Source organism: Thalassovita sp., from assembly GCF_034670005.1.
GTDB lineage: Bacteria > Pseudomonadota > Alphaproteobacteria > Rhodobacterales > Rhodobacteraceae > Thalassobius.
Map to the genome: position 1 here is coordinate 182849 of NZ_JAXMOH010000005.1, position 26307 is coordinate 209155.

At 60.2% G+C, this 26307-nt stretch carries 22 protein-coding genes and 1 tRNA gene; 12 read left to right on the forward strand and 11 right to left on the reverse strand.

Annotated features, from left to right (window positions below):
- Window positions 1-170 precede the first annotated feature (170 nt).
- From VOI23_RS11605 to VOI23_RS11620, 4 genes are all read right to left on the reverse strand, one after another.
- Window positions 171-245: transfer RNA gene (locus tag VOI23_RS11605), tRNA-Glu, on the reverse strand.
- An 83-nt stretch (window positions 246-328) separates the two neighbouring features.
- Entirely contained in the window at window positions 329-2092 is a 1764-nt protein-coding gene (gene recJ, locus VOI23_RS11610) for a single-stranded-DNA-specific exonuclease RecJ (RefSeq protein ID WP_323784968.1), read from the reverse strand.
- 87 nt (window positions 2093-2179) lie between these two features.
- A complete protein-coding gene (locus VOI23_RS11615; RefSeq protein WP_323784969.1) occupies window positions 2180-3466 on the reverse strand; it encodes a homoserine dehydrogenase in 1287 nt (428 codons plus the stop codon).
- A gap of 96 nt (window positions 3467-3562) precedes the next feature.
- Window positions 3563-3817, reverse strand: a complete 255-nt coding sequence (locus VOI23_RS11620) for a hypothetical protein (protein ID WP_323784970.1) — start codon at window positions 3815-3817, stop codon at window positions 3563-3565.
- Window positions 3818-3955: 138 nt separating this feature from the next.
- On the opposite strand from VOI23_RS11620, the gene VOI23_RS11625 reads away from it, so the two are divergent.
- Together VOI23_RS11625 and VOI23_RS11630 are read left to right on the forward strand one after the other, a co-directional pair.
- Window positions 3956-4543, forward strand: a complete 588-nt coding sequence (locus tag VOI23_RS11625) for a TetR/AcrR family transcriptional regulator (RefSeq protein ID WP_323784971.1) — start codon at window positions 3956-3958, stop codon at window positions 4541-4543.
- Window positions 4544-4613: 70 nt separating this feature from the next.
- Window positions 4614-5108 carry a hypothetical protein gene (locus tag VOI23_RS11630; protein ID WP_323784972.1) on the forward strand — a complete coding sequence of 165 codons (495 nt, stop codon included), beginning with the start codon at window positions 4614-4616 and terminating at the stop codon, window positions 5106-5108.
- 7 nt (window positions 5109-5115) lie between these two features.
- Here VOI23_RS11630 and VOI23_RS11635 read toward each other — a convergent pair whose 3' ends face one another.
- The 3 genes from VOI23_RS11635 to VOI23_RS11645 are packed head-to-tail and all read right to left on the reverse strand — an operon-like array spanning window position 5116 to window position 7807.
- Complete coding sequence (locus tag VOI23_RS11635; protein ID WP_323784973.1) at window positions 5116-5682, reverse strand: hypothetical protein; 567 nt, start codon at window positions 5680-5682, stop codon at window positions 5116-5118.
- A complete protein-coding gene (locus VOI23_RS11640; RefSeq protein ID WP_323784974.1) occupies window positions 5682-6215 on the reverse strand; it encodes a TadE/TadG family type IV pilus assembly protein in 534 nt (177 codons plus the stop codon). Before VOI23_RS11640 ends, VOI23_RS11635 begins: the two co-directional genes overlap by 1 nt.
- A complete protein-coding gene (locus VOI23_RS11645) occupies window positions 6212-7807 on the reverse strand; it encodes a TadE/TadG family type IV pilus assembly protein (protein ID WP_323784976.1) in 1596 nt (531 codons plus the stop codon). The genes VOI23_RS11640 and VOI23_RS11645 overlap by 4 nt, the downstream gene beginning before the upstream one ends.
- A gap of 403 nt (window positions 7808-8210) precedes the next feature.
- Between VOI23_RS11645 and VOI23_RS11650 the strand changes: the two genes are divergently transcribed.
- The 7 genes from VOI23_RS11650 to VOI23_RS11680 all read left to right on the forward strand — a co-directional run bounded on the left by VOI23_RS11650 (window position 8211) and on the right by VOI23_RS11680 (window position 15691).
- Entirely contained in the window at window positions 8211-8519 is a 309-nt protein-coding gene (locus VOI23_RS11650; RefSeq protein WP_323784977.1) for a hypothetical protein, read from the forward strand.
- A gap of 81 nt (window positions 8520-8600) precedes the next feature.
- Window positions 8601-10577, forward strand: a complete 1977-nt coding sequence (dnaG, locus tag VOI23_RS11655) for a DNA primase (protein WP_323784978.1) — start codon at window positions 8601-8603, stop codon at window positions 10575-10577.
- Between the two features lie 127 nt (window positions 10578-10704).
- Window positions 10705-12696 carry an RNA polymerase sigma factor RpoD gene (gene rpoD / locus VOI23_RS11660; RefSeq protein ID WP_323784979.1) on the forward strand — a complete coding sequence of 664 codons (1992 nt, stop codon included), beginning with the start codon at window positions 10705-10707 and terminating at the stop codon, window positions 12694-12696.
- The gene (locus tag VOI23_RS11665; protein WP_323784980.1) at window positions 12693-13571 is read left to right on the forward strand and encodes a DUF2971 domain-containing protein; all 879 of its coding nucleotides are present in this window, start codon (window positions 12693-12695) and stop codon (window positions 13569-13571) included. The genes rpoD and VOI23_RS11665 overlap by 4 nt, the downstream gene beginning before the upstream one ends.
- 104 nt (window positions 13572-13675) lie before the next feature.
- Window positions 13676-13960 carry an HlyU family transcriptional regulator gene (locus VOI23_RS11670; RefSeq protein WP_323784981.1) on the forward strand — a complete coding sequence of 95 codons (285 nt, stop codon included), beginning with the start codon at window positions 13676-13678 and terminating at the stop codon, window positions 13958-13960.
- Window position 13961: 1 nt separating this feature from the next.
- Window positions 13962-14381 (forward strand): secondary thiamine-phosphate synthase enzyme YjbQ, encoded by a 420-nt coding sequence (locus VOI23_RS11675; protein WP_323784983.1) that lies wholly within the window; start codon window positions 13962-13964, stop codon window positions 14379-14381.
- A gap of 83 nt (window positions 14382-14464) precedes the next feature.
- Window positions 14465-15691, forward strand: coding sequence for a bifunctional alpha/beta hydrolase/OsmC family protein (locus tag VOI23_RS11680; protein ID WP_323784984.1), 1227 nt, complete (start codon window positions 14465-14467; stop codon window positions 15689-15691).
- A 74-nt stretch (window positions 15692-15765) separates the two neighbouring features.
- Here the strand turns inward: VOI23_RS11680 and VOI23_RS11685 are convergent, their stop codons facing one another.
- Complete coding sequence (locus VOI23_RS11685) at window positions 15766-17391, reverse strand: methyl-accepting chemotaxis protein (protein WP_323784985.1); 1626 nt, start codon at window positions 17389-17391, stop codon at window positions 15766-15768.
- Window positions 17392-18072: 681 nt separating this feature from the next.
- Between VOI23_RS11685 and VOI23_RS11690 the strand changes: the two genes are divergently transcribed.
- The 3 genes from VOI23_RS11690 to ribD all read left to right on the forward strand — a co-directional run bounded on the left by VOI23_RS11690 (window position 18073) and on the right by ribD (window position 21501).
- Complete coding sequence (locus VOI23_RS11690; RefSeq protein WP_323784986.1) at window positions 18073-19716, forward strand: methyl-accepting chemotaxis protein; 1644 nt, start codon at window positions 18073-18075, stop codon at window positions 19714-19716.
- A 208-nt stretch (window positions 19717-19924) separates the two neighbouring features.
- Complete coding sequence (gene nrdR / locus VOI23_RS11695; protein WP_323784987.1) at window positions 19925-20392, forward strand: transcriptional regulator NrdR; 468 nt, start codon at window positions 19925-19927, stop codon at window positions 20390-20392.
- A gap of 11 nt (window positions 20393-20403) precedes the next feature.
- Window positions 20404-21501: a bifunctional diaminohydroxyphosphoribosylaminopyrimidine deaminase/5-amino-6-(5-phosphoribosylamino)uracil reductase RibD gene (ribD, locus tag VOI23_RS11700; RefSeq protein ID WP_323785013.1), complete on the forward strand. Its 1098-nt coding sequence runs from the start codon at window positions 20404-20406 to the stop codon at window positions 21499-21501.
- A gap of 153 nt (window positions 21502-21654) precedes the next feature.
- Here ribD and VOI23_RS11705 read toward each other — a convergent pair whose 3' ends face one another.
- The 3 genes from VOI23_RS11705 to VOI23_RS11715 all read right to left on the reverse strand — a co-directional run bounded on the left by VOI23_RS11705 (window position 21655) and on the right by VOI23_RS11715 (window position 26204).
- Window positions 21655-23682 carry a capsular polysaccharide biosynthesis protein gene (locus VOI23_RS11705; RefSeq protein ID WP_323784988.1) on the reverse strand — a complete coding sequence of 676 codons (2028 nt, stop codon included), beginning with the start codon at window positions 23680-23682 and terminating at the stop codon, window positions 21655-21657.
- Window positions 23682-24815: a polysaccharide biosynthesis/export family protein gene (locus tag VOI23_RS11710; RefSeq protein WP_323784989.1), complete on the reverse strand. Its 1134-nt coding sequence runs from the start codon at window positions 24813-24815 to the stop codon at window positions 23682-23684. The genes VOI23_RS11705 and VOI23_RS11710 overlap by 1 nt, the downstream gene beginning before the upstream one ends.
- 96 nt (window positions 24816-24911) lie before the next feature.
- Window positions 24912-26204 carry a capsule biosynthesis protein CapA gene (locus VOI23_RS11715; protein ID WP_323784990.1) on the reverse strand — a complete coding sequence of 431 codons (1293 nt, stop codon included), beginning with the start codon at window positions 26202-26204 and terminating at the stop codon, window positions 24912-24914.
- Between the last annotated feature and the right edge of the window lie 103 nt (window positions 26205-26307).

Sequence of the window (26307 nt, forward strand, 5' to 3'; positions counted from 1 at the left end):
AAACAGGGCCGTGCAGCCCGGTCCGTAGTTATAACGGCGTTTTCGCCACTGTCATGGTCCCAGACGAGCAATCCTCTGTGCGAAAGTGCACATTGACGCGCAATACGACGGAATGTCTGCGATAAGACAGAGAATGTCGATGAGAAGGGGAAACGCGCTACGGCAGTGAATGGCATCCCGTAGGGGAATCGAACCCCTCTTTCCAGGTTGAAAACCTGGCGTCCTAACCGATAGACGAACGGGACATGCCTGTCGCGTGCGCGGTATGTAGGCAAAGCCCGCCGCCGCCGCAAGCGGAAAATGCCGCAGTGGTGGCGGAATTCGACGCTCAGAGCTGTGTGGCCTCGGCGGCGTCTTCCAGCCGCAGCTGAACCGATTGCCGCCCGCCCCAGCTGTTGATTTCCAGCCGCCCGGCCAGATGGAACCGCGCGCCGCTGCGATCCGACAACCGCGGACCCAGCGGCCCGTCGAAAGCTCCGAAGCAAATCGCGTCGATCCGTGCGCCCAGCCCGTCACCGAAACTGAGCTTGAGATGCGATTCGCCAACCCGCTTGGCGAAACTGATCTGAACGTCCGGAAATACATAGCGCGGGGCAGGGGCGCTGGCCCCGAACGGCCCGGCCTTTTCGATCTGTTCGACCAATTCGACCTGCGCCGCGCCCGGCATCAAAATCCCGTCCAGTTTCAGATCCGCCGGTCCGGCATCGCCCGCGCCCTGCCGGGCCAGCAATTCCGACAGCCGTGTCATCGCGGCGTCTACCTTGTCGCGGGCCACGGTCAGACCGGCGGCCATCTTGTGACCGCCCCCTTTGATCAACAGACCCTCGGCTGCAAGCCGCTGAATACTGGCCCCCAGATCGACACCGCTGATCGATCGGCCCGATCCCTTGCCCTCATCCCCCTCCAGCCCGATCACGATGGCAGGGCGGTTGGTCATTTCTTTCAGCCGGCTGGCCACGATACCGACCACGCCGGGGTGCCACCCTTCACCCGCCGCCCAGACCAGCGGCGCGTCCAGTCCCCGGTTTTCGGCCTGCTCGATCGCCGCCGCGCGCACGGCGTTTTCGATTTCGCGCCGTTCGCTGTTCAACTCGTCCAGTCGTTCAGCCATTGCCCGCGCCTCTGCAGGGTTGTCGGTCGATAACAGCCGCGCGCCCAGATCGGCGGCACCGATCCGGCCCCCCGCATTGACCCGCGGGCCCAGTACAAAGCCCAGATGATAGGACGTCGGGGCCTGATCTATCCGGCCTACATCCGACAGCGCCACCAGCCCGGGCCGCGCCCGTCGCGCCATGATCTTCAACCCTTGCCGCACCAGCGCCCGGTTGACCCCGATCAAAGGCGCCACATCGGCCACCGTGGCCAGCGCGACCAGATCCAGCATCGCCATCAGGTCGGGGCCCTGCGCGCCCTCGCCGCGCATCTGCCGGTTCGCCTCGACCAGCATCAAAAACACCACCGCGGCGGCACAGAGATGCGCCAGGTCGCCGGTTTCGTCCTGCCGATTGGGGTTCACCACAGCCAGACAATCGGGCAGGGTTTCGCCACCCAGATGGTGGTCCAACACCACCACATCGGTGCCCCTGGCTGCTGCAATCGCAGCGTAGCTCAGCGTGCCACAATCGACGCAGATAATCAGATCGTGATCGCGCGCCAGTGCTGCCATCGCCGGTTCGTTGGGGCCGTAGCCTTCGTCGATCCGGTCCGGCACGTAAAGCGTCGCCTGCCGCCCCATCCGGCGCAACCAGTCGATCAGCAGCGCCGCAGAGGACCCGCCATCGACATCGTAATCGGCGAAAATGGCAATCTTTTCGCGCGTCTTCACCGCACGCAGGAAACGCGCGGCGGCCTTTTCCATGTCTTTCAGGGACTGTGGGTCGGGCAGCAGGTCGCGCAGCTGCGGGTCGAGGAACCCCGGAACCGCCTCGGGGGCGACGCCGCGCCGCGCCAGTGTCTGGCACAGGGGGCTGGGCAGGTCAGTCTGCTGGCGCATCGCCTCAGCCATCCGCTCGACCTCCGGTCCCGGTCCGATCCAGCGCCGCCCGGTCAGCGACCCCTCAACCCCCAGATATGCCCGCTCACCCGTTTTCAAAAAGCCTCCTGGCCTTTTCGCTGTTCCCAAAATACTCCCGCCAGAGGCGTCCCGCCACAATCGCCGTCGTGACGGTCCAGGCGGGGATCACACGCTTTCGATCCGCAGCGCCACCGGCGCTTCGGCCATCACGTCGGTTTCGGCAATCGCGGCCAGCGCGGCGTCGACATCAGCCCGCGTCGCTTTGTGGGTCACGATCAGCACCGGAGCCTTATCATCGACATGGCCGTATTGCCGCATCCGGTTGATCGACACGCCTGCCTCGCCCAGAATCGAGGCGATCTTGGCCAGCGCCCCCGGTTTGTCCTTCAACCCCATCCGCAGGTAATACGGCGCGGGCAGGGTGGATTTGCCTCGTGTAGCCTGTTTCAGGGTTGTGGCGGGCTGACCAAAGACCGGGTAGCGCACACCGCGCGCTATATCGCAAACATCGCCCATCACCGCGCTGGCGGTCGGGCCTTCGCCCGCGCCCGCGCCGCGCAACACGATCTGACCGACGCTGTCGCCTTCGACGACCACCATGTTGGTGCCGCCTTCCAACTGGCCCAGCGGGCTGTCGGCAGGCACCAGGCAGGGCGACATGCGCTGTTCCAGTCCGCGACCGGTTAGCTGCGCCACGCCCAGCAGCTTGATGCGATAGCCCATATCGGCGGCCTGACGGATATCTTCCAGGCTGATCCGCTGAATCCCTTCCAGTTCGACCCCGTCGAAATCGACCTGAGTGCCGAAGGCCAGCGCGGACAGGATTGCCAATTTGTGCCCGGCATCAATCCCGCCCACGTCGAGATTGGGATCGGCTTCCAGATAGCCCAGCTTGGCGGCTTCATCGAACAAGGTGTTGTAGCCCTGTCCGGTGGCTTCCATCCGGGTCAGGATGTAGTTGCAGGTGCCGTTCATCACCCCCATGACGCGGCTGATTTCGTTCGCTGCCAAACCCTCGGCCAACGATTTGATGATCGGGATACCGCCCGCCACGGCGGCCTCATAGCGGATCACCCGACCCGTCGCTTCGGCCTGTTCTGCCAATGCCTGACCGTGACGGGCCAGCAGCGCCTTGTTGGCCGTGACCACGTCTTTACCCGCGGCCAAAGCGGCCTCGATCGAGGCCTTCGCCGGGCCGTCTTCGCCGCCCATCAATTCGACATAGACGTCGACATCGTCACGCTGGGCCAGCGCGACAGGGTCGTCTTCCCAGCCATAGTTCGACAGGTTGACGCCGCGATCCTTGGTCCGCGACCGGGCCGAAATGGCGCTGATCGTTACCTCGCGACCGGTACGTGCTGTCAGAAGAGCCGCCTGTTGACGGACGATTTTCACGACGCCGACACCGACGGTGCCCAGCCCGGCAATGCCAAGGCGCAAGGGGTGGCTCATCTGGCCCTCCTGACTGTTACGGATCTTTGACAGGCGATGTACCGGGTCTTGCTGCCCGGCGCAACGCGGCAATTGGCGGTCCGCGGCAGCGTCGCCTTAATCCACCGCAAGCTGCCGCAACCGGGCGGCGCGGGCGCGCAGCGCCCCGGCACGGGCTTGCAGGGCGGCATCGGTATCCTCGGTGATAGCGCTCTGTGCATTGGCCGCCAGAATCGGCTCCAGCGGCAACAGCGCCGGAAAATCGGCCTGTCGCGCCGCCGGTTCAATCCGGTCATCCAGATCGGGAAAATCGGCGCAGCCGGTCAGGCCGGTCAGGGAAAGGGCAATAAACAGGGCGGTGGTCGCGCGCATGGCGAACTCTCATCAGCAGGGCTTGTCCCGTTCTTGCACCAGAACCGGTCTTGCGGCAAGAGATAGCGATTCGTCGTTGGTGGTATTGGCGGGCAGATGCCTCTTTGATTTGAACGAATGTTCATATAAATTCCCCGCATGGCCAGAACAGCAGGTTCCCATTCCGATATCACCGGTCCGCGCGTGCTTGATGCGGCGATGCGGCTTTTCGCGCGCCACGGCTATGCTGCCGTATCGATGCGCCAGATCGCCAAGGAGGTCGGCGTGCAGGCCGGAGCGCTGTACAATTACACCCCCGATAAGCAATCGTTGCTGTCTGATCTGATGCGGCGTCACATGGATGATCTGCTAGCCGCGCGCGCCGCGCACCGGCACCCCGGCACCGCGCTGGAAAAGCTTGAAGAGTTTACCCGGTTCCATATCCGCTATCACCTCGACCGCTCGGACGAGGTGTTCATCGCCTATATGGAACTGCGCAACCTGACGCCGGAAAATTTCATCGCGGTCGAGGCCCTGCGCCGCCGTTATGAAAACGAACTGGAATCCATTCTGCGGCAGGGAGCAGAGGAAGGTGTGTTTGCCATCACTGATAGCCGGATCGAAACCATGGCGGTCATCGCCATGCTGACCGGCGTGACCACATGGTATCGCGCCGAAGGCCGGCTTTCGGCGGACGAGGTTGAAGGCATCTATTGGGACATGGTGCGCAAGGCCGTCTCGGTCTGAGTGTCGCAAAGCCTCTCGCATTGCGACGACAGACCGGCTATCAGCGGCGCAACAGGCAAAGAGGTGCGAAATGGACGGTTCGGGACAACAGAAAATTCTGGCCACGGCACAGGCATCAGTTCTGCGGCGCTGGACGGGGATCGGTTTGCTGGTGCTGCTGGGGGCGATGATGGTCGCGTTGGCCTTCAGTATCCCGTCCGCTTCGGCGCTGGGACTTCAGGTGGTCCTGATCCTGCTCGGCGCGGCGATGATTGCCTTTGCGGTCAAGATGCATGGCGCGACCCGGCTCGGCCTGCAACTGACCGAAAGCGCCCTGTGTGATAGCGATGGTACCGAAATCGCCCGGGTCGAGGATATCGTTAGCGTCAATCGTGGCACCTTTGCGTTCAAGCCGTCGCATGGCTTCATGCTGCTGCTGGCGCAGCCGCGCGGGCGGCGCTGGCAACCCGGCATCTGGTGGCGGATGGGCCGGCGGGTCGGGATCGGCGGGGTGCTGCCCGGCGGGCAAACCAAAGCGATCGCCGAAATTCTTCAGGTCATGATCTCGGAACGGTCGGACGGCTGATCCCCGGTCAACTGTCCGGGTACCGGTTCCAGGCCAGTTGCGGGGCGAAACGCGGGCTGGTGAAAGACATCTGGTAAATATCCGATTCATTCAGCCCGACCTCGAAGAGCGGCGTGAAGTGGCTCCAGGATTCGACCACGATGATGCGTTCATTGTCGATCAACGAAGGCAACCGGTCTGTCATCGTATTTAATTCGGTTTCGGTCAGCGCCACCGCACCACCGCGCGCTTCGGACCAATCCAATGAATAGGCGGCTTCTTCTTCGTCCCACATCGCCACGGTGATGCGGATGCGGGGCGATGAATTGCCCTTGGCCAGAAACGTGAACAGCGATTGCATACTGTCGATATAGCCGTCATCGACCGCCGCCGTTTCGCGCGACAACAGGTCACCAACGGTGAAATTGGCTTTGATATTGACGCTGGTCTGCCGGAAGGCGTCGAAATAGACATAGCTGGCCAGGAACGCCCAGAAAAGGAACGGCACCACGATTACCGCTTCCAGCGCGACCGTGCCGTCGCTTTCTTTGGCAAAGCGGCGCAGCAGGGCTTTGATTTTACACATAATCCGCATCACATCGGCTCCTGAACAAAGGCGGAAGACGCCACCAAGGCATATTGCCCCGCTCCATCCGTCACCAACTTTTTGCCCAATCCGACCGATGGGAACAATGGGTTGACCTTGAAACAGACCCTGAGCAGCATCAGCTCGTTTTCCTGACCGTTTTCGAACGTGCGCACCGGCGACACTTCTTCCGAGGCATCGGTGCAATCGGCTTCCTGCGGCGGCGCGACCCAGTTGCGCGGATCGAGCTGGATCATTTCCAGCCGCAAATTATTTTCGCAATCGTTCAGGATCGACGCCAAGTCGCAGATCTCCTGCTTGATTTCGTCATGCTGCGGTGCCAATCCGGTGCCAAGGCGGATATCGCGTACCACCAGGTCGGTCGCCCGTTCGATGATCGTGGTGCGCATGGTGATCAACCCCAGTTCCCACGATGACCCCATCAGGACCACGAAGATCGGGAATACGATCACGAACTCGAGCGTGGCAGAGCCTCTTTCGCTGCGGCGGAACCGGGTAAGGAAACGTTTGAACATACTCATTGCGTCAACCTCAGTTTACTGATTGATGCGGCGATGGATTCGAACGCGTCACTGATATCCAACCCGTTCACGTCGAAATGATGGCTGGCAGAGCTGGCACATCTTTCCAGCAATCTCTGGCCGCGGCGGGGGGCCTCGAAACCGATCGTGAATACCACGACGCCTTGGTCCTTTGCCGCGTTGCAGACATGTCTGGCACGCTGATCCTTGGCGGAGGCGTCTTTCTTGGAATAGGCATTGGTAAACCAGGTCGACCACCGATTGCCCTGATAGGAATGGTTGATATCGGCGTTATAGGCCAGCGACACTTGGTTGAAGAGTTCGGGATAGGTCAGTTGAACCGCATCGCCGGGTTCTTCCACCGTATTGCAACCGCTCCAATATGAGCATTGCTGATAGCTGCCGTTGCCATACGGGTGATCGTACCAGTCGCCGTACCAGTTGTTCGCGCTCGGCCACCAGTATTCGGTGCTGTTTCCGTTGCTGTGCTGAACCGAATAGTGTTCGCTATCGAAGTCGAACTCGCCGGTGTCGCGGTAGCCGTTGCCATTGGTGTCGCCGGTAACCGGCTTGTACCAGACATCTGACAGACCGTCGCGCATCGACGGATTCAGCATGTATTGGTCGGTGTTCTGACCGTCCGTCATCAACACGATGATCTTGAGGGTGGTGTCGTCGTCATAGGCGACCGGACGGTCGGTAAAGTCGGCATCGACCACGTTCTTGTTGATCAAAGCATTGACCACCGGCCGGGTGCTGGGGTCCAGCAGCAGCGATCCCCATTTCAGCCCGATATCGATCGACGTGTTGCCCTTGGCCTGCAGCGCGTTGATACGTTCGTGCAGCAGGTTTTTGTCGTTGGACAGTGGCAGGATCTGCGCATAATCCGCGATCGGGCAGACCCAGTATTGGTCCCGGCTCGAAACCCGTGGCCAGACATCGAAATGCCCTGTCAGTTCCAGCATCTCGGTCTGCGACACGCTGCTGCTGCTGAACTGGTCGTCGTTGAAATTGACGCAATGGGAATAATCGTGTTCGGCGGTCGTGGTGTATTCCTCCAAAATCGACCGTCCCGCATTTACCTGCATGGCGTAGGGAATGATCGAAATCGAAGCAGTCCCCGAAGAAGACGCATCCAGAATAGCATCGACGAATTCGATGGCAGCCGGTTTCAGCCGTGCAAGCCGCGAATTGCTGCCCATCGAACCCGAGACATCGAGAACCAGCGAAATTTCCACGCTGCCGATGCTTTCGGCGGCGCCACCCGATGCGGGGGCGGTCAATTCGTTGATGCCTACCAGCGACAGGAAATTGGTGCTCAGATGCGATTGTGCCGTGGCGTTGACCGATTTGTATCCTAACCCTTCTTCGACCGAAACATTTGTTAGGTATTCGGCGATTCCGGCCTTGGTGAAATAGTCGGTGACGACAGAGTTGGCATCCGCGGTCTGGTCCATGTCGGCTGCGGCCAGAACGGCACGATCAAGCGTGTTCTGAAGCTTGGCGCGGTCGCGTTCATAGCGCATCAGGTCAATGCCGATCCCGGCAACCATCAACATGCAGATGAATGCAAAGATCGCAAACATCGTCATCGACCCGGCCTCATCCCGACGAAACCGTCTGAGCCGGTCAAGTCTCTTGGCCAAGTTTTCTTGACGGCCAAAGCCGCAGCAGTCAAAAATCCGCTGTTCCATCATGTCACCTTTACATCCGGCCCGCCGGAGGATGTCCCGATCCCCGGCAGACACATTAAGTGCTTTGAATGTTGTGCTTTGGATTCGTGGCCAAATTTGGGCGCGGCAAAGGCTATGCTGGGATAGTGTTGCGCAGTTTTGGGCAATGCCCAGAAAACCAAATGGATTGTTTCCGGAATTGGCCGGAATCGTTAAAGTCTTACGGACTTGCCTGGTTGACAGCCGGGTGCGGCGCGTTCTCCTTGCGGCGATCTGGATCTGCTGGCATCAAGGGACAAGACGACTGAACCAGAGGTGTTTTATGATCCGTTTACTTTGTCTTGCTGCCCTCGTTCTGGCCACCCCTGCGCTTGCCGAAACCAAACAGCAACGGCAGGACCGCTGCGCCATTCAGGCCGGGATCGTGCGGCAGGCGGTCGATCTGCGCACGCGCAACAAGTCCGAGAAACGCGCAGGCAAGCTGATCCTGAAATCCGACCCCATCGCGGGCAGCAAATACGAACAGAACGTGGATGTGCTGGTGGATTGGGTCTACAATCTGCCAAAACAGCAGCTTGAGCCGGAAACCATCGTCCAGTTCGAAACCGCCTGTAATGAATTCATCCAATAAATCAGAGGCGTGACGCTGTTCCATCGCGGTTGACGCGCTGGCCCATTTTCTTGTGGCGCGGCGCGCTCTATAGTTCCCGGCATGAGTCTCCCACCCGGCTTCCTTGATGAATTGCGCAACCGCATCAGCCTGTCTCAGGTGGTGGGGCGCAAGGTCATGTGGGACGCGCGCAAATCCAATCAGGGCAAGGGCGACATGTGGGCACCGTGCCCGTTCCATCAGGAAAAATCCGCGTCGTTTCACGTCGATGACCGCAAGGGCTTCTATTACTGCTTCGGCTGTCAGGCCAAGGGCGACGCGATCAGCTTCATCCGCGAAACTGAAAACGTCGATTTCATGGAAGCGGTGGGGATTCTGGCCCGCGAAGCCGGGATGCCGATGCCGCAGCGCGATCCGCAGGCGCAGCAGAAATCCGACCGTCGTACCCAACTGGCTGAAATCACCGAAATGGCGGCACAGTTTTTCCGGTTGCAGCTGAAACGCAACGGGGCCGAGGCGGCGCGCGCCTATCTCGACCGGCGGGGACTGAAACCCGAAACCCAGGACAGGTTCGAGATCGGCTTTGCCCCCGATGGCTGGCAGGGCTTGTGGGATCACCTGTCCGGCAAGGGCGTCGCCGAGGATCTGATCCTCGGTGCCGGGCTGGCCAAGGCGTCGAGCAAAGGCAAGAAACCCTATGACACGTTCCGCAACCGGATCATGTTCCCGATCCGCGATCCGCGTGGCCGCTGCATTGCCTTTGGTGGTCGAGCGATGGACCCCAATGATAATGCCAAATACCTGAATTCGCCGGAAACTGAACTCTTCGACAAGGGGCGCAGCCTGTATAATCAGGGCCCCGCCCGCGAAGCGGCCGGCAAGGGTAAACCCTTGGTCGTGGCCGAAGGCTACATGGATGTGATCGCACTGTCCGAGGCGGGCTTCGGGGCCACTGTCGCGCCATTGGGGACCGCGATTACCGAAAGCCAGCTGCAATTGCTGTGGCGGATCGGGCCGGAACCGGTCATCGCGCTGGATGGCGATACCGCCGGGCTGCGGGCTGCGATGCGGGTGATCGACTTGGCTCTGCCGCTGCTGGAGGCCGGCAAATCGCTGCGTTTTGCGCTGATGCCCGAAGGATTGGACCCTGACGACCTGATCCGGGCACAGGGGCCTGTAAAAATGCAAACCCTGCTGGATGCGGCCATCCCGATGGTCGATTTACTGTGGCGGCGCGAAACCGAAGGCCGGAACTTCGACAGCCCCGAACGCAAGGCGACGCTGGACAAGGCATTGCGTGACAAGATCAAGCTGATCCGCGATCCGTCGATCCGCGCTCATTACGGTCAGGCGATCAAGGATCTGCGCTGGGACCTTTTCCGGCAGAACCGGCGCAAGGCCTTCGTGCCCGGAAAACCGTTCCAGCCGGGGCAGGGGCGCGGCGGTCGTCGGGGCGATTTCGGCCCCGCCTTCAATCCCGGCACCAAATCTTCGATGCTGGTGTCTGCCGGGGATACCGCGCAGACCCGGCTGCGCGAAGCGGTGATCCTCGCCACCTTGGTGCGACAGCCCGACCTGATCGCGGAATTCGATTATCAGATCGATCATCTCGATTGCGCTGATCCCGATTTCGCCCTGCTGCGCGATCGGCTGCTGGACCTGTCGCATCACGACGATATCGCCGATCTGGAAGCCCGCTTGCCCGAACTGCTGGGCCCGGGGGTTCTTGAAAATCTGTATTCGCTGCCCCATGTGGCGATTGCGCCCTCTGTGCGGCGTTCGGGCGATATCGAAACCGCACGGATGACCGTTACGGAAGAATTCGCCAAGCTGCAGGCCGAACGCGGCCTCAGCGCTGAAATCGCCGAAGCCGAAGAGGAACTGGGAGGGGTCGCGGACGAAGCGGTAACATGGCGCCTGCATCAGGCCGCAGAAACCAAAAACCGCGCCTTGCGCAGCGAACAGGAAGACAAATCGCGCTATGACATCGGCAAGAACGGGGCCCGAATCAATCGTGACGAACGCGACGCGCTGGACCGGGTTTTGGGACAAATCAGCTTCACAAAACGGCCGCGTTAGCCGTTTTGGTGAAGAATTGGGAAAGAAATACGGGTAAACGGGTTTTCGAATCGGGTAATCGCGCTATTGATTCGCGGTAACGAATCACCCGACACATCCGCGCAGACCGCCCGTGCAGGAGAGCTAAATGGCCGCTAAAGATACCGAAGACCGCAAGCCAGACGATCAGGACGCCGAAGTTTCGCTCGATATGAGCCAGACCGCCGTCAAACGCATGATCGCCGAAGCGCGCGAAAAAGGTTACATCACCTACGACCAGCTCAATCAGGTGCTGCCGCCTGATCAGGTCTCCTCGGAACAGATCGAAGACGTGATGTCGATGCTGTCCGAAATGGGCATCAACATCATCGAGGATGAAGAAGCCGAGGACGAGGAACAGAAAACCACCGCCGTGGTCGACGTGTCCTCGAATAAGGGGGAACTCGCTGTCTCCTCCGGCGGCACGGAAAAGCTTGACCGGACAGATGACCCGGTGCGTATGTATCTGCGCGAAATGGGATCGGTCGAACTGCTTAGCCGCGAAGGCGAAATCGCCATCGCCAAGCGGATCGAAGCAGGCCGCAACACGATGATCCTCGGGTTGTGCGAAAGCCCGCTGACATTTCAGGCGATCACCATCTGGCGCGACGAACTCCTGTCCGAAGACATTTTGCTGCGCGATGTGATCGATCTGGAAACCACTTTCGGCAACACGCTGGAGGAAGAAGGCGAAAGCGAACCCGTCGTCGAGGCGGCCAATGTTGCCGCCGCGCCCAAAACGGCCAAGGATGATCAGCCCGAACTCGATGCCGACGGTAACCCGATCCGCAGCGACGATGATGACGACGATGATGACGACGAACAGGCCAACATGTCGCTGGCTGCGATGGAAGCGGCGCTGAAACAACGGGTGCTGGACACGCTGAACCGTATCGCCGAAGATTTCGAACACCTGTCGGAAATGCAGGACCTGCGGATTTCGGCCACCCTGAACGAAGACGACACGTTCAGCGCACAGGAAGAAGCGACCTATCAGAAACTGCGCTCGGAAATTGTCGAGCTGGTGAACGGTCTGCATCTGCATAACAACCGGATCGAAGCGTTGATCGACCAGCTGTACGGCATCAACCGCCGGATCATGCAGATTGACAGCGCGATGGTGAAACTGGCTGATCAGGCGCGCATCAACCGCCGCGAATTCGTCGAGGCTTACCGGAATTCCGAACTCGACCCGACCTGGCTTGAACGGATGGGGGAAAAGCCCGGGCGCGGCTGGCAAATGTTCATTGAACGCTCGTCCGACAAGGTCGAAGAACTGCGCAATGACATGGCCCAGGTTGGCCAATATGTCGGTCTCGACATCTCGGAATTCCGCCGCATCGTGTCTCAGGTCCAGAAGGGCGAAAAAGAGGCGCGTCAGGCCAAGAAGGAAATGGTCGAAGCCAATCTGCGTCTGGTGATCTCGATTGCCAAGAAATACACCAACCGCGGGCTGCAATTCCTCGACCTGATCCAGGAAGGCAACATCGGCCTGATGAAAGCGGTCGATAAATTCGAATACCGCCGCGGCTATAAATTCTCGACTTACGCGACATGGTGGATCCGGCAGGCAATCACCCGCTCGATCGCCGATCAGGCCCGCACCATCCGTATCCCGGTCCACATGATCGAAACGATCAACAAGCTGGTCCGCACCGGCCGCCAGATGCTGCACGAAATCGGCCGTGAACCGACGCCGGAAGAATTGGCCGAAAAGCTGCAGATGCCGTTGGAAAAGGTCCGCAAGGTGATGAAGATCGCCAAGGAACCGATTTCACTGGAAACCCCGATTGGCGACGAAGAAGACAGCCAGCTGGGCGATTTCATCGAAGACAAGAACGCGGTTCTGCCGCTGGATTCCGCCATTCAGGAAAACCTGAAGGAAACCACCACCCGGGTTCTGGCCTCGCTCACCCCGCGCGAAGAACGGGTGCTGCGGATGCGGTTCGGCATCGGCATGAACACCGACCACACGCTGGAAGAAGTCGGCCAGCAGTTCAGCGTGACCCGCGAACGGATCCGTCAGATCGAGGCCAAGGCGCTGCGCAAGCTGAAGCACCCCAGCCGGAGCCGGAAGCTGCGGAGCTTCCTGGATCAGTGATCGATATCCATCCAGAACTTCCGGAGGTTCTCTTCAAGTATACTTCGGAAGCAGGGCTGTTATCGATCTTACGAAACAAGAGTTTGCGGTTTTCGCGGCCAACTCGCTTCAATGATTTGTATGATGCCAAGCTTCAGTTGAGCGCTGGATATGATCGAGAAGCAGTCATATCCGGCGCGCTTGAGAAGCTGTACGCAAGTATTTCTGGTGAGGACCAAACTCCGCTTGTCGGTTCAATGGGGGCACTAATTGAGTCAATGCGCCCGAAGTTTTCAGAAGATTCGGATAAGGAGCAGTTGTTTGCAGAACTGAGACTTGGCCTTGAGGAGTCTTTGGATAATCTGCCGGATCTCTTGAAGAAGTATGAACCGGAATTTGAAGCACACTTTCAACTGTCTAAAATTCTTTGTCTTTCTTCGGACGGTTACTCACCACCGATGTGGGGGAACTACGCGGATAACCTCAAAGGTGCTGCGGTTGGCTTCACGCCTACAGTAGAGGCTGACAGCTTATTTCTAACGGCAAAGCCAATTCGCTATTTGGACAAAAGGCCAGCGCTATTGGACGAGGAGCCTCTTATTGAGCAGTTATCTGCCCGTAGTAAGAACGATCCAGATGAAATAAGTGAGCGGATCGTGTTTACTAAGGCAATGGCCTGGCAGTACGAAGCTGAGTGGCGGATTGTTGCTGGTCATGGATGGAAGCCGGAGTCCGAAACGGAGCAGGTTCAATTCCATATTGGCGATCTGCGATACATCGTTTTGGGGACAAGATTTGATCTTGAGAAAGTAGCGGAGGTTAAGGAGTTGATGGCTACTTTTCCAAATGCGCGACTTATGTATCTATCGGATGACTATTCATTTATAGAGGCGTAGCTTCAATGCGTTGTAGGGTGGACTTTCAGCCCCCTCACACCCCCTTGCCCTCAACCGCCCAAGCCCGCACACTGGCGCCCAAACGGAACCAACGGGATCACCCTATGTCACTGCTTTCCAAACTCTTCGGCGCCGGTCGGTCGGCGCCAAAGGCCAAACCCGAACCGCAACCCGAAGACTATAACGGCTTCCGCATCTTCCCCGATCCGATGCCGGGCGAGGGCGGGTTCCGCGTTGCCGCCCGGATTGAGAAAGAAATCGACGGAGACTTAAAAACCCATCAAATGATCCGCGCCGACACCATCCAGTCGCCCGAAGAAGCCCGCAGCGCGAGCCTGCGCAAGGCCAAGGTCTTCATTGATCAGATGGGGAACGGCATTTTCCGCTGACATGCAAACCGTTTTCAATGTCCAAACGCGCGGACAGGGGCTTTACGAATTCACCCGGCAGGTGACGGCTTGGGTTTCTGAACAGGGCCGCGATACCGGCCTGCTGACCCTGTTCGTGCGCCATACCTCCTGTAGCCTGCTGATTCAGGAAAACGCCGATCCCGAAGTGCAGACCGATCTGCGCAACTTCTTTCACCGGCTGGTGCCGCCCACGACCGATCCGTCGATGTCCTACCTGACCCACACCTATGAGGGCCCCGATGACATGCCCGCCCATATCAAGGCCGCGATGATGCCGGTCACGCTGTCGATCCCGGTCAGCGGTGGCCGCCCGGTGCTGGGCACATGGCAGGGGATTTACCTGTTCGAACACCGCAATGCCCCGCATCACCGGCAGGTCGCGGCGCATCTCGCCGCCTGACAAATCGGTGATAATGGGTTTCACCCCCTGCGCTGGGCTGCGTTTTTCGTCATATTGGCCGCAACACTACACAGGATATTGTAATGAAATCCGAACGCTTCAGTTTCACCGGCCATGACGGCAGCACGCTGGCGGCCCGGCTCGACCTGCCCGAGGGTCAGGTCTGTGCCACGGCGCTGTTTGCCCATTGTTTCACCTGTTCCAAGGATATCCCCGCCGCGCGCCGCATTTCGTCCCGGCTGGCATCGCAGGGCATTGCCGTTTTGCGGTTCGATTTCACCGGGCTGGGCCATTCCGAGGGGGAATTTGCCAATACCAATTTCACCACCAATGTGGCCGACCTGATCCTTGCCGCCCGGGCGCTGGGGGAAAAGCTGATGCCGCCACAATTGCTGATTGGTCATTCTTTGGGCGGGGCGGCGATGCTGAAAGCGGCGGGGAATATCCCTACCGCCCATGCTGTGGCCACCATTGGTGCGCCGTTCGACCCGTCCCATGTGGCGCAAAATTTCGCCGCACAGCTCGATGAAATCCGCGCGCAGGGCAAGGCAGAGGTTGATCTGGAAGGGCGCCGTTTTACCATCTGCGAACATTTCCTCGACGATATCGCCGCGCAACAGATGGGGCCCGCGATCCGGGAAATGAAAAAGGCGCTGCTGGTCCTGCACGCGCCGCGCGATACCGTGGTGGGCATCGACAATGCGGCTGAAATTTTCGCCGCCGCACTGCATCCGAAATCCTTTGTCACGCTGGATGATGCCGATCATCTGATCAGCCGCGAAGAAGATGCCGAATATGTCGCGGATACCATCGCCACATGGGCTGGCCGCTATGTCGATCTGGTCGAAGAAGACTTCCCCAAACACGCCCCGGACGGTGTGATCCGGGTGTCCGAAGCCGATGCCTCCGGTTTGCTTCAGGATGTCAATATCGCGGGTAAACATCATATGCTGGCCGATGAACCGCTGGAAATGGGCGGCACCGATCTGGGCCCCAACCCTTATCAGTTCCTTGCCGCAGGCCTTGGTGCTTGCACCACCATGACCCTGCGGATCTATGCACGCCACAAGAACCTGCCGCTGGAACATGTGTCGGTCGAGGTCACCCATGACAAACGCCACGGCGAAGAAATCGACCCCGAAAAAGGCACCGGCAAGGTTGATGTGTTCCGGCGTGAAATCCGTCTGTCGGGGGGGCTCAGCGAAACCGAACGCCAGTCGCTGTTGCGCATCGCTGACCGTTGCCCTGTCCACAAAACGCTGCATTCGGCCTCTGTCATCGAAACGGTGCTGCGCCCCGACGATGAATAAGACGACAAATCGCCGGATAGAAAACAGCCGCGGAATGAACCGCGGCTGTTCTGTTTTGCTACATACCGCCCGGATTACGACGCTGCTTTGAAATCTATCTTCTCAGCGCCATCGTCGAGGTCCAGATCGATGACCATCGGCGTATCTTTTCCAGAACCCTCGGCGGTGGGAATGTCCGCGCCGCCCTGCAAGGCACCCGTTTCGACTTTGAAAAAGCCGATGACTTCGGCCAACTGTTCGGCCTGGCTCGACAATTCGGTCGCGGCCGCAGACAGTTCTTCCGATGCGGCGGTGTTGCCTTGGGTCACGCTGTCCAGACGCTGCACCGATTCATTGATCTGGGTCGACCCGATTGCCAATTCGCGTGAGGCGGAGGTGATGTCGCTGACCAAAGACGAAGTCCGCTCGATCTTCGGCACCAGATCCTGCAACATCTCACCGGCTTTGGTCGCCGACGAAACCGTGTCCTTGGACAGGATCGAAATCTCGGCTGCCGCCTGCTGGCTGTTTTCTGCCAGCTTGCGGACTTCCGCCGCGACCACCGCGAAGCCACGACCATGTTCGCCTGCGCGGGCCGCCTCAACGGCTGCGTTCAGCGCCAACAGGTCGGTCTGACGTGCGATTTCCTGCAGGATCATGATGCGATCACCGATGGTCTTCATCGATTCCACCGCCTTGCTTACCGCCTCGCCCGATGTAATGGCGTCAGTGGCCGCCTGGCGAGCGATTTCATCGGTGGTGTTGGCATTGTCCGACGTGGTCGAGATATTGGCCGACATCTGCTCCACCGCCGTGGACACTTCTTCGGTCGATCCAGCCTGTACCGAGGCGCCTTCGGAAAGGGTTTCCGACGTGCCCGAAACCTGGCTTGCGCCGGCGACAAGATTGCTTACTGCCGAACCGACGTTTTCCACCGTATCCCGCAAATGTCTTACCATATCGTTCTGGGCGTTCAGCAGGTCGCTGAGTTCGTTATTGCCCTTAACCGTCACCGTGCTGCGCAGATCGCCCGAAGCCACCTTGCGCGCCAGCGCGATCGACTCGTTCAGCCCGGAAGAAAGCTTGCGGATGATCAACACCGAAGAAATCAGCATAAAGGCGACCGCCCCGGCCATTGCCATGAACAAATTTTGGCGCACTGCAAAATAATCTTCCTGCGCTTTCAGAACCGCCTGATTCATCTCGTCCGAATAGAAGGCTTCGACGTCCTTTGCCAAACTGTTGATCTTGGCCATCGCCGGGTTTGCGTCATGATGGTACACTTCATTCGCGCGTGAATCGCCTGCGAATTCATAGGTGATTGATTGTTCGGTATACTGTGCGAACTTGTCCACTTCTGCTGCCATGCTTTTCAGGCTTGGCTGCAAGGTTTCGGACGAATAGGTCGTCATGTCCGCGATGATCTTGCTTGCTTCGGTGGCGGTATTTTTCAGGTTTTCCTGCAAGTTCGGGATCCTGTTCGGATCGTCCTCGCCGCCTTCCCAACCGATCAGAATATTGGCAACGCTAAGCTGCATGTTCCGGGTCATGATCAAAAGGCTTTCAGCCTGCAGAACATGTGCAGTTTGAACATGAACGACTTGTTCCATGTTCTTCTTACCAAGTTCCAAGGCTCTGAGCGACAAAAGCATACTGCCTGCAAAAATGATGAAAACGGCTGCGAAACTTGCAGCTAACCTTAGTTTTAACGTGAAACGCATCTTACTTCCTTTACTACGTCCGTGGGGGATCCGACAGAAGCCCGGGTGCGGGCGTGGGTGCAAAGGAAGCGATCCACTTTAGAAATGTTGCACTCGCTTGCAAACCGGGTTTCTGGCCTGTGTTCTTGATCCTCCACATCAGGTGTGGCGGTAAAAAAGCTAATGGTCCGGGCAGCGGGGTTTTATGAAATCGGTCGGGAAAATCTGCTATTCTATACACAAGAATAGTGAAAATCTGCCTGTTTTCCATGTAGCCGCGCAGGTGGTATTGTCGGTACGTCTGCCGGTTGTTTTAAAGCTCTGTTCCAAGCGCCTCCGATTCAGCCGGAACTTCACCGGTGCCCCCTGGCGTTTCCGTCAGGATCAGGTTTTGCGGATTGCTATCTATGCGGTCCAAATTAGTTGCTCGCGCACTCTTGGGGTGAACGAGTACACACTTTCGATACCCGCCCGCCCATCATTGCGGATAGACGGAGCAGATTATCGGCTTTTTTCATAAAACTCCCGGGTTCCCGCCGTTTCTTTCACCTGACGCTATAGGTGTTGAGTGATTAGAGTGTGTGGGTGTATTCCCGCGTCGTGAATCCGGAGCGTGCTCCACGAGGGAACCGCGTTGGTTTGCGGTCGTGGATAGCCGGAATCAGCCTCTGATCCTCCCCGAAGGAAGCAGGAGGAAAATTGATGCGCTTCACGTTAAAAACCCGGTTGGTCGTGACCTTTTCGGCGGTATTTCTGATCTTTGCAGGCAGCATGTTCCTAGCGGTGAAAGCCTTGGAACATGCCAATGAAAAGATGGAACATATCGTGGATGTTCAGACCGAACATCTGCTGGATGCGCAGCGGCTTCTCGTTTTGACGCGCAACATGCAGATCGACGCGGCCAATATCCTGATCGGCTGGGCCGGGGGCGAAGACGATCCCGACCGCATTTCGAACCTGCAGACAAGCCTGGCTGGCGCCGCTGACGAAACGGCCACCATTCTCGAAGCGATGAAGCAATATTCCGGCGAAGACTTGCAAAAAACCCTCAAACGTCTTGGCAGCCAGGTCAAGCGGTTTACCCAAAACGTTCGGGGTGCGGTCGCTTACGAACTGGACGGCGATGGGCGGGCGAACGAAGTTTACCACTACGGCGTCAACCCGACGATGATCAAGGTGAACCAATACGCCGCCGATGTCGAAACGTATCAAACCGCCGAAATGGACAAGGCCGTCGACGTGGCGCGGGCAGACTACCTCGACGTGCGCCGCAACCTGTTCATTGCCATGGGCGTCGCTGTTGCCCTGATGCTGGTATCTTCGACCCTGATTATCCGCACCCTGTCCTCGGGTATGACCCGGTCGATCGATCTGGCGCGACGGGTGGCTGCGGGCGATCTGCGCACCACCGCCAAAGTGACGGGTAATAACGAGATTTCCGATCTGCTGAAGGCGCAGAACGACATGGTGGTTCGGCTGCGCGATACGGTGGAAAACGTGTCTGCTGCGGTCAATAATCTCGTCGCCGGAGCAAGTCAGGTTTCCGGCACGTCAGAAACCCTGTCCGAAGGGGCCTCGGTACAGGCTGGATCGACCGAAGAAGTGTCGGCTGCGGTGGAACAGATGTCGGCCAATATCTCGGCCAGCTCGGACAACGCCGCCACCACCGATGAAATCGCTCAAAACGCTGCCCGCGATGCCAAGAGTTCCGGCGATGCCGTCAGCGACGCCGTCGAGGCGATGAAAACCATCGGTGAACGCATCATGATCCTTCAGGAAATCGCGCGTCGGACCGACCTTTTGGCCCTGAATGCCGCGGTCGAAGCGGCCCGCGCCGGGGAACACGGCCGTGGTTTTGCCGTGGTCGCGGCCGAAGTCCGCAAACTGGCCGAAAACAGCCAGCAGGCAGCCGCGGAAATCTCCGCATTGTCGTCCAATACCGTAAGCTCGGCCACCAGGGCGGGCGAAATGCTGCATGATCTGGTGCCGAATATCGAACGGACCTCCTCGCTGGTCAGCGACATCACCTCCGCCTCACGCGAATTGGCGATCGGATCGAGCCAGATCAATGAATCCGTGCAGCGTCTGGACAGCGTGACCCAGGGCAACACCGCGGCATCGGAAGAATTGTCGGCTGCCGCGACCGAATTGTCGAGCCAGGCCGAACATCTGGCCGAGGTGATCAGCTTCTTCCAGGTTGACGATGACAGCGCCACAGACGATCCCGATCCGGTCGAGGCTGAAACCGACGCGGAACCGGCAGACGATCAGAAAGATGAGGCGCTGTTGATCGATCTCGACATCGACGATGATGAAGAAAAGATCGATTTCAAAGCCGTCTCGTAAATCGGCCGGTCCTTTTCGAAAAACTCACAGCCGCGGGTCATGCCGCGGCTGTTTGCATTTGTCACCGGGCCGCGACACGTACCAGGGAACCGCGTCATCTGGTGGCTGCAACTTCCCTCTACCCAAACTCTAGAGGCTGACCTATAGTGCCTGTGGATAAGTGGGGAAAACCCACAGAATGAGGCGGTAATTTAAGAGGGGGCCGACCATGCGTTGCCCGTTTTGCGGAAACATAGATACTCAGGTGAAGGATTCACGGCCTGCGGAAGACCACGTTGCGATCCGGCGCCGGCGCTTTTGCCCGGCTTGTGGCGGTCGTTTTACCACCTATGAACGGGTGCAGCTGCGTGATCTGGTTGTGATCAAATCGAACGGACGGCGCGAAGATTTCGACCGGGATAAGCTGGAACGCTCGATCCGCATCTCGATGCAGAAACGCCCGGTCGAACCGGAACGGATCGACCAGATGATTTCAGGCATCGTCCGGCGGCTGGAAAGCATGGGCGAAACCGACATCCCGTCGAAAACCATCGGCGAGATCGTGATGGAGGCGCTGGCCCGGATCGACACCGTCGCTTATGTCCGGTTTGCCAGCGTTTACAAAAACTTCCAGGCCGCGGGCGATTTCGACAAATTCGTCTCCGAGCTGCGCCCCGATACCACCCCGGAAGAGTGAGCCGCGTAACTGTGACCGACGACGACGCCCGCTACATGGCGCTGGCCCTGTCCTTGGGGCGGCGCGGTCAGGGCAACACCTGGCCCAACCCCGCGGTGGGCTGCGTGATCCTGCGCGAGGGGCGTATCGTCGGGCGCGGCTGGACCGCCCCGGGCGGACGGCCCCATGCCGAAACCCGGGCGTTGGCACAGGCCGGCGCACAGGCGCGCGGCGCCACCGCCTATGTCAGCCTTGAACCCTGCGCCCATCACGGTCAGACCCCCCCCTGCGCCGCAGCGCTGATCAAAGCGGGGGTTGCCCGGGTCGTCTCTCCGCTCACCGACAGCGATCCGCGGGTGTCCGGCAAAGGCTTCGACATGTTGCGCGCCGCCGGGATCGAGGTCACCACCGGCGTTCTGGCCGGGCGTGCCGCGCGCGATCACGCCGGGTTTTTCCAGCGGGTCGAAACCGGTCGGCCCCGGGTTACGCTGAAACTGGCCAGCAGCTTCGATGGCCGCATTGCCACCGCCACCGGCGAAAGCCAGTGGATCACCGGACCGCAGGCGCGGCGCTGGGTGCATGGGCTGCGGTCGCGTCATGATGCGGTGATGGTCGGGGCGGGCACCGCGCGGGCCGACGATCCCTCGCTCACCGTGCGCGACCTGGGTATTGCGCGGCAACCGGTGCGCATCGTGGTCTCGCGCAGGCTCGATATGCCGTTGATGGGCCAGCTGGCGCAAACCGCACGCGACATCCCGGTCTGGATATGTCACGGCCCCGGCCTCGATCCGATCCTGCACCGGACCTGGACCGATCTTGGCGCCATATTGATCGAATGCGATGTGCAACACGGTCAGATCGACCCGACGGCATTGCTTGCCGCGCTCGGGGACAACGGGCTGACGCGCATTTTCTGCGAAGGCGGCGGCGGGCTGGCGGCCTCGCTTCTGGCGCATGACAGGGTCGATGACCTGATCGGCTTCACCGCCGGTATGACCATCGGTGCCGAAGGGTTGCCCGCCATTGGTGCGATTGGCCTGACCCGCCTGTCCGACGCCCCGCGCTTCACGTTGCAAGACGTCCGTGCCATCGGCCCCGATATCCTGCACCGCTGGACCCGGGTTGGCTGAACTTTCTCCTGAAATCCCGACCCGGGTTTCTTCTTGGTCCAAATACTCAAATTCCGCCGCAGGCGGTCAGGCGCGAAATTTTCCGCAGGAAAATTTCGGGAAAATCCTGTGCGCGCCGTGGCGCGCGCCGCCAGATCAGGCTGCAGAACCGCATTAACGCCACAGATGGGCCCAACTGGCCAGCGCACCTTGCAGCTTGGCCAGCACCTTCAACCCGGGCCCCTGACCGGCCTCGGCCGTTGCCAGCCGCGCGACGATCACCTCAACCGGGCAGGGCAGGCCGCTCACCGGATCGCGATAGCGCGGGTAATCGATCAGGGCGGCATGGATCAGCCCGCTCAACCCGACCCGCGCCTGACGCCGCTCCGGCACCGGACCCAGATCGCGGCTCAGACCCCAACCGGCATAGAACGGCGCGCCCAGCGTGGTCACGCTCACCCCGCGCAACAATGCCTCGAAACCCAGCAGCGACGTCATCGTCCACACCTCAGCGACCCGGTCCAGCAGCGCAACCGGATCGGCCTGATCCAATACCGCATCGGCCAGCTCCAGCGCCGCCGCGCGCGGCACTGCGCCGGGGCGCAGCCCGGCCTCGACATCCGGGTGCGGCTTATACAGGATCACCGCATCCGGATTGGCCTCCCGCGCAGCGCGCAGCAGGTCCAGATTGGTCCTTACCGTACCCGCGCCCAACCGGATCGAGGCATCGTCTTCCACTTGCCCCGGCACCAGAATCCGATGGCCTTCGGGCAAATCGGGCAAATCACCGCCCAGGTTATACTTGCTCAACCCCGCCTTGATCACGCCGCGGCGCAGGGCCTCGGCCCGCGCCTCCTGATCGGGACGCAACGTTGCCCGGGACGCGATCAGCCGCTCCAGCCGGCTTTCCCGGCTCGGGTCGTAGTAAATCCCCAGATCGTCACAGACCAGAGACAGCGGCGGCACCAGCTCTGCGCCCAACCCGCGCGAGCGCAGGAACCCGTCTTCGACCCGCACCAGTCCCTCGGGCGGCTCTGCCAGCGTCTCGGCCTTGCCAGCCCAGATCATCTGCCGCCGCGCCGATCCCGCGACCGGAATGCTGCGAAACCGCATCGCTTTGACGCCACCGAAAAAACCGTTCAGCGCGCCGCGTTTCCACAACCTCATGCCGCTGCCGTCCCATCCCTTGCGGTCTTCGCGCCACGCCCGCACCTGTGCTTCAAATCCGTTCAGCGCGTCTTCCAGTGAACACAGCCGGTCACGGCAGGCGTCATACCACAGCGGATAAAGCATCATCGCCCCGGCGAATAATTGCGCCCGGGTCAGATTGCGCCGCCGCCGGGCCAGCGGCTGGAAATCCTCGCTCAACCCCCAGCCGGCATAGAATGGCTGGCCGAACACTTTCGGCCTATGACCGGCCAATATCGCCTCGAAACCCAATTGCGACGACACGGTATAGACCGCCACGGCCCCTTCCAGCAGCGCCCATGGGCTGACGGGCTGGTCATAAAGCCGGATTCGATCGGTTGCGTCCGCATCGCTGAAATAGCCGCTGCGGAACCCCTGCTGGCTTTCGGGATGAGTCTTGATCAGGATTTGCGCGCCGGGATTTTCGTCCTGCGCGTAATACAGCATTTCGCGGAAACTGTTGCTGTCCGCCCCGCCCAGCCGGACCGCCGCATCGCCCTTGGTCTGATCGATCACCAGAACATAGCCCGGCTTGGGCGGCGCGATATCGGGATCGAACCCGGCATATTTCGTCAGTTCCGCCTCGCGAAGCCGCGCCATGCAGCCCCGGGCACGGTTCAGCAGGGCGCTGTCATCCAGCGGATGTTCATTCAGCAGCCGTTCCAGGTCCGACGGTTTGGAACCATCGAAATGCAGCCCCTCGCGGCAGATCACCAAGCCCAGCGGCGGCTCGCCAGCCCGGCCCGGATGCAGCGACCGCAAGAAGGCATCTTCCACCCGGATCAGCCCGGCCCCGGTCTTTTCCGCCATGGCTTCGCCGCGTGCGGCATAAGGTGAATGCCCCCAGACCGCGATCAGGTCCTCCGCCCCGGGGCGGAACAGCCGCAGGTCCAAACCGGCCAGCTGCAGAATGCGCCGTACCCGGCGCTGGCGCAAAAAACCGGCATTGAAAAAGGCAACCCGCCGTGGCGGGGCCCCGGCGGGTTCAAGCCCGATCCAGTCGGGACGCGTCATCAGCCGCCGGCAAGCGTGGTAAGCGAGCTTGCCGAAGTCAGCGACCCGGTGAGCGATGAAATGGTCTTGTTCCACTGAGTGAACGGCGCTTCGGTGACATAAAGCGTGTCTTCGTCGCGCACGGCGAAATCGCGTGCCAGGAACAGGCCGTTGGGCTTGGTCAGATCCAGCACGTAAACCAGACGCTGCGCCCCGACCAGATCGCTGCGGCCCAGTACTGCATTGGCGATTTCGGCCGGTTCGTTACGCAGAATGAACACGCCGGTCGGGTCGGCCGCAGTGGCCACCAACCCGCCAACCTGCGCAATCGCTTCGACTGCCGATACGGTCTTGCTTTCGAACCCGACCCGGGTCTGCGTGCCGGTCGCGCCAAGCGCGGTAAAGCTGCGCGCATCGCCTTCGACCAGAATGCGGTCGCCGCCGCGCAACGCGATGTCCAGCTCAGGGTTTTCATACAGATCCTGCAACCAGATCCGGCCGCGATCACCATTGCGGATCACGGTGACCTGGGCGATGTCGGTTTCAATGGTCACGCCCCCGGCGCGGGCCAGCATCGCGGACAAGGTCCGGGTTGGCCGTTCGATGGCGAACACGCCTTGTGCGCCCACTGCACCGACCAGAGACACCGTCGAGCCGTCTCCGGCGGCCCGGCGCACCTCGACCTGCGGGTCAGGGGTCTGTTCTTCCAGTTTGCGGGTGATCACCCCGCGCAGCGCTTCGGGTGTGTTGCCAGCGGCGCGAATGCGCCCGGCATAGGGCACAAAGATGAACCCGGCGCCATCGACCTGCACATCGGCCAGTGTGGTGGCCGAACTGGCCGAACTGGCCAACAGACCATCCTCGACGTTTTCCCAAATCGTCAGGCTCAGAGTGTCGCCGGGACGGATGATATCCGATCCCAGTTTGCCTGCCCGGGTGAATTTATCGGAAAAGCCAAGCGCAGGGGTCACCGCCGTGGCGCGGGTCACCCGGTCATTGACCGACACGATGAACGCGTCACCCTGACGCTGCACCGATCCGGCAAAGATTTCACGTTTGGTAGGGCCGGTGCGCGGCAAGCCGCAGGACGCCACAAGCGCCACAACGACCAGAAGGGCGACGGACTTCGCCCTGCGAGTTGCTAGGAGTTTCACTGCTCGGTCTCCTCGACCTGTTATTATATGCCTCAAGTCTTTGCCCCAAACCTATAGGAATACAGAGCAAAAATCCAGCACTACAGCTTGTGTCCGTCAGTTCACCACACGCAACTGTTGCCTGGGAGCCGCGGTTCCCGACTTCAGCGCGTCATAAGGATCTTCTTCGCTCAGCATCATATCGACCACATGACGCAGCAATTGCTTGCGTCCGCGGGCGGAATAAAACCCGCCGGGCACCTGGCTGGTTTCCAGCAAGAAGCGGCGGTAATCTCGATAGGCGGGCAGATCTGGCCGCCTTGCCGCCTTGAAAAATTGCGGCAGCGGCTGATCGGAAACGAATTCGGGCTTGGCGTAAACCGCGTCACCGTAGACTTTCAACGGGATGCCCCGCCACAGCACCTGCTGCCCGGCGGTGGAATTGACCGTCACCGCACTGCGGGCATCGTTCAGCAGCCGCGCCAGCTTTCCGCCGCGCACAAAATGCACCCGGCCGGCAACGCCCGCCTGTTTGGTCAGACGGCGGATTTCGCGCCGCAGCGGCACCCGGCCATTTTCCAGCGGATGCGCCTTGATGACCAGATGATGATGCCCCGGCGCGCCTTGTGCAAACCCATCGATCGTCAATTCCAGAAACTCCGTCATCGTCGAAAACGGTGAATGTTTCTGGAACGCGCTGTCATGTTCCAGTTGCAACAGCGCAATGTGATAGGGGAACCCGCCATGACGGATGCGAAACGTGGCCAACCCGCGTTCGGCCATCTGCACCGGCGTCATCAGCAGCCGGTTGAGGTAAAGATGGAATTCACGCGCCACCGGCAGGTCCCGATGGGGCCGGAATTGGCGGTACTTGCCATTCCGGAACATCACGAACCAATGATATAGCGCTCCGTAAAACACATGTTGGCGCATATCGCCCCAATGGCCCGGCGGCAGGAACGTATCCATGTCCGACCGTTCCAGCGCCGTGCGCATCTCGTCCACGCTCAGCCGCATCAGCCGGGAATTGCCATTGCTGCCGCCGCGCTCATAAGTGACCCAGAACGGGCGCAGATAGCCTTCCTCGAACACATGCACATACAGGCCAGCGCGTCGGGCCCGTGCCACCACTTCGGCATGGATCGGGCGGGTGTCGCCATATAGGACGATATCGGTGACGCCCTTTTCGGCCACCAGCGCGTCAAACCTGTCCGGCCAGTCTTCGGGGCGGCCTTGATAGGGGATATAGCTGGCGCCGTGGAACCAGAACGCCCGGTCGCCGGCATTGAACCCGACGCGCCAGACCTCGGCACCGGCGCGGCGCAACATGCGGCCAAGCTGGTGGAAAAATGGTCCATGTGGCCCCTGAAGGCACAAGAATACGCGTTTATTGCCGAATGCTTTGATCATATCGAAAAGATCTGTCCTGCCGGGGTTTAGAATGTCCTAGCCTGTCTAACGGGCAAAAATAAGGCAAAAAGTGACGGCAAACCGGCTTGTTTCCCTTAAGGTC

Bases quoted from the DNA above. Each gene is read 5' to 3' on its own strand.
- VOI23_RS11650 (WP_323784977.1), top strand. From the start codon at position 8,211: ATGATCCGTTTACTTTGTCTTGCTGCCCTCGTTCTGGCCACCCCTGCG.
- VOI23_RS11670 (WP_323784981.1), top strand. From the start codon at position 13,676: ATGTCACTGCTTTCCAAACTCTTCGGCGCCGGTCGGTCGGCGCCAAAG.
- VOI23_RS11675 (WP_323784983.1), top strand. From the start codon at position 13,962: ATGCAAACCGTTTTCAATGTCCAAACGCGCGGACAGGGGCTTTACGAA.
- VOI23_RS11615 (WP_323784969.1), bottom strand. From the start codon at position 3,466: ATGAGCCACCCCTTGCGCCTTGGCATTGCCGGGCTGGGCACCGTCGGT.
- VOI23_RS11690 (WP_323784986.1), top strand. From the start codon at position 18,073: ATGCGCTTCACGTTAAAAACCCGGTTGGTCGTGACCTTTTCGGCGGTA.
- VOI23_RS11640 (WP_323784974.1), bottom strand. From the start codon at position 6,215: ATGAGTATGTTCAAACGTTTCCTTACCCGGTTCCGCCGCAGCGAAAGA.
- rpoD (WP_323784979.1), top strand. From the start codon at position 10,705: ATGGCCGCTAAAGATACCGAAGACCGCAAGCCAGACGATCAGGACGCC.
- VOI23_RS11625 (WP_323784971.1), top strand. From the start codon at position 3,956: ATGGCCAGAACAGCAGGTTCCCATTCCGATATCACCGGTCCGCGCGTG.
- VOI23_RS11715 (WP_323784990.1), bottom strand. From the start codon at position 26,204: ATGATCAAAGCATTCGGCAATAAACGCGTATTCTTGTGCCTTCAGGGG.
- VOI23_RS11645 (WP_323784976.1), bottom strand. From the start codon at position 7,807: ATGACGATGTTTGCGATCTTTGCATTCATCTGCATGTTGATGGTTGCC.
- VOI23_RS11685 (WP_323784985.1), bottom strand. From the start codon at position 17,391: ATGCGTTTCACGTTAAAACTAAGGTTAGCTGCAAGTTTCGCAGCCGTT.
- VOI23_RS11630 (WP_323784972.1), top strand. From the start codon at position 4,614: ATGGACGGTTCGGGACAACAGAAAATTCTGGCCACGGCACAGGCATCA.
- VOI23_RS11635 (WP_323784973.1), bottom strand. From the start codon at position 5,682: ATGCGGATTATGTGTAAAATCAAAGCCCTGCTGCGCCGCTTTGCCAAA.
- dnaG (WP_323784978.1), top strand. From the start codon at position 8,601: ATGAGTCTCCCACCCGGCTTCCTTGATGAATTGCGCAACCGCATCAGC.
- VOI23_RS11680 (WP_323784984.1), top strand. From the start codon at position 14,465: ATGAAATCCGAACGCTTCAGTTTCACCGGCCATGACGGCAGCACGCTG.
- nrdR (WP_323784987.1), top strand. From the start codon at position 19,925: ATGCGTTGCCCGTTTTGCGGAAACATAGATACTCAGGTGAAGGATTCA.
- VOI23_RS11620 (WP_323784970.1), bottom strand. From the start codon at position 3,817: ATGCGCGCGACCACCGCCCTGTTTATTGCCCTTTCCCTGACCGGCCTG.
- VOI23_RS11705 (WP_323784988.1), bottom strand. From the start codon at position 23,682: ATGACGCGTCCCGACTGGATCGGGCTTGAACCCGCCGGGGCCCCGCCA.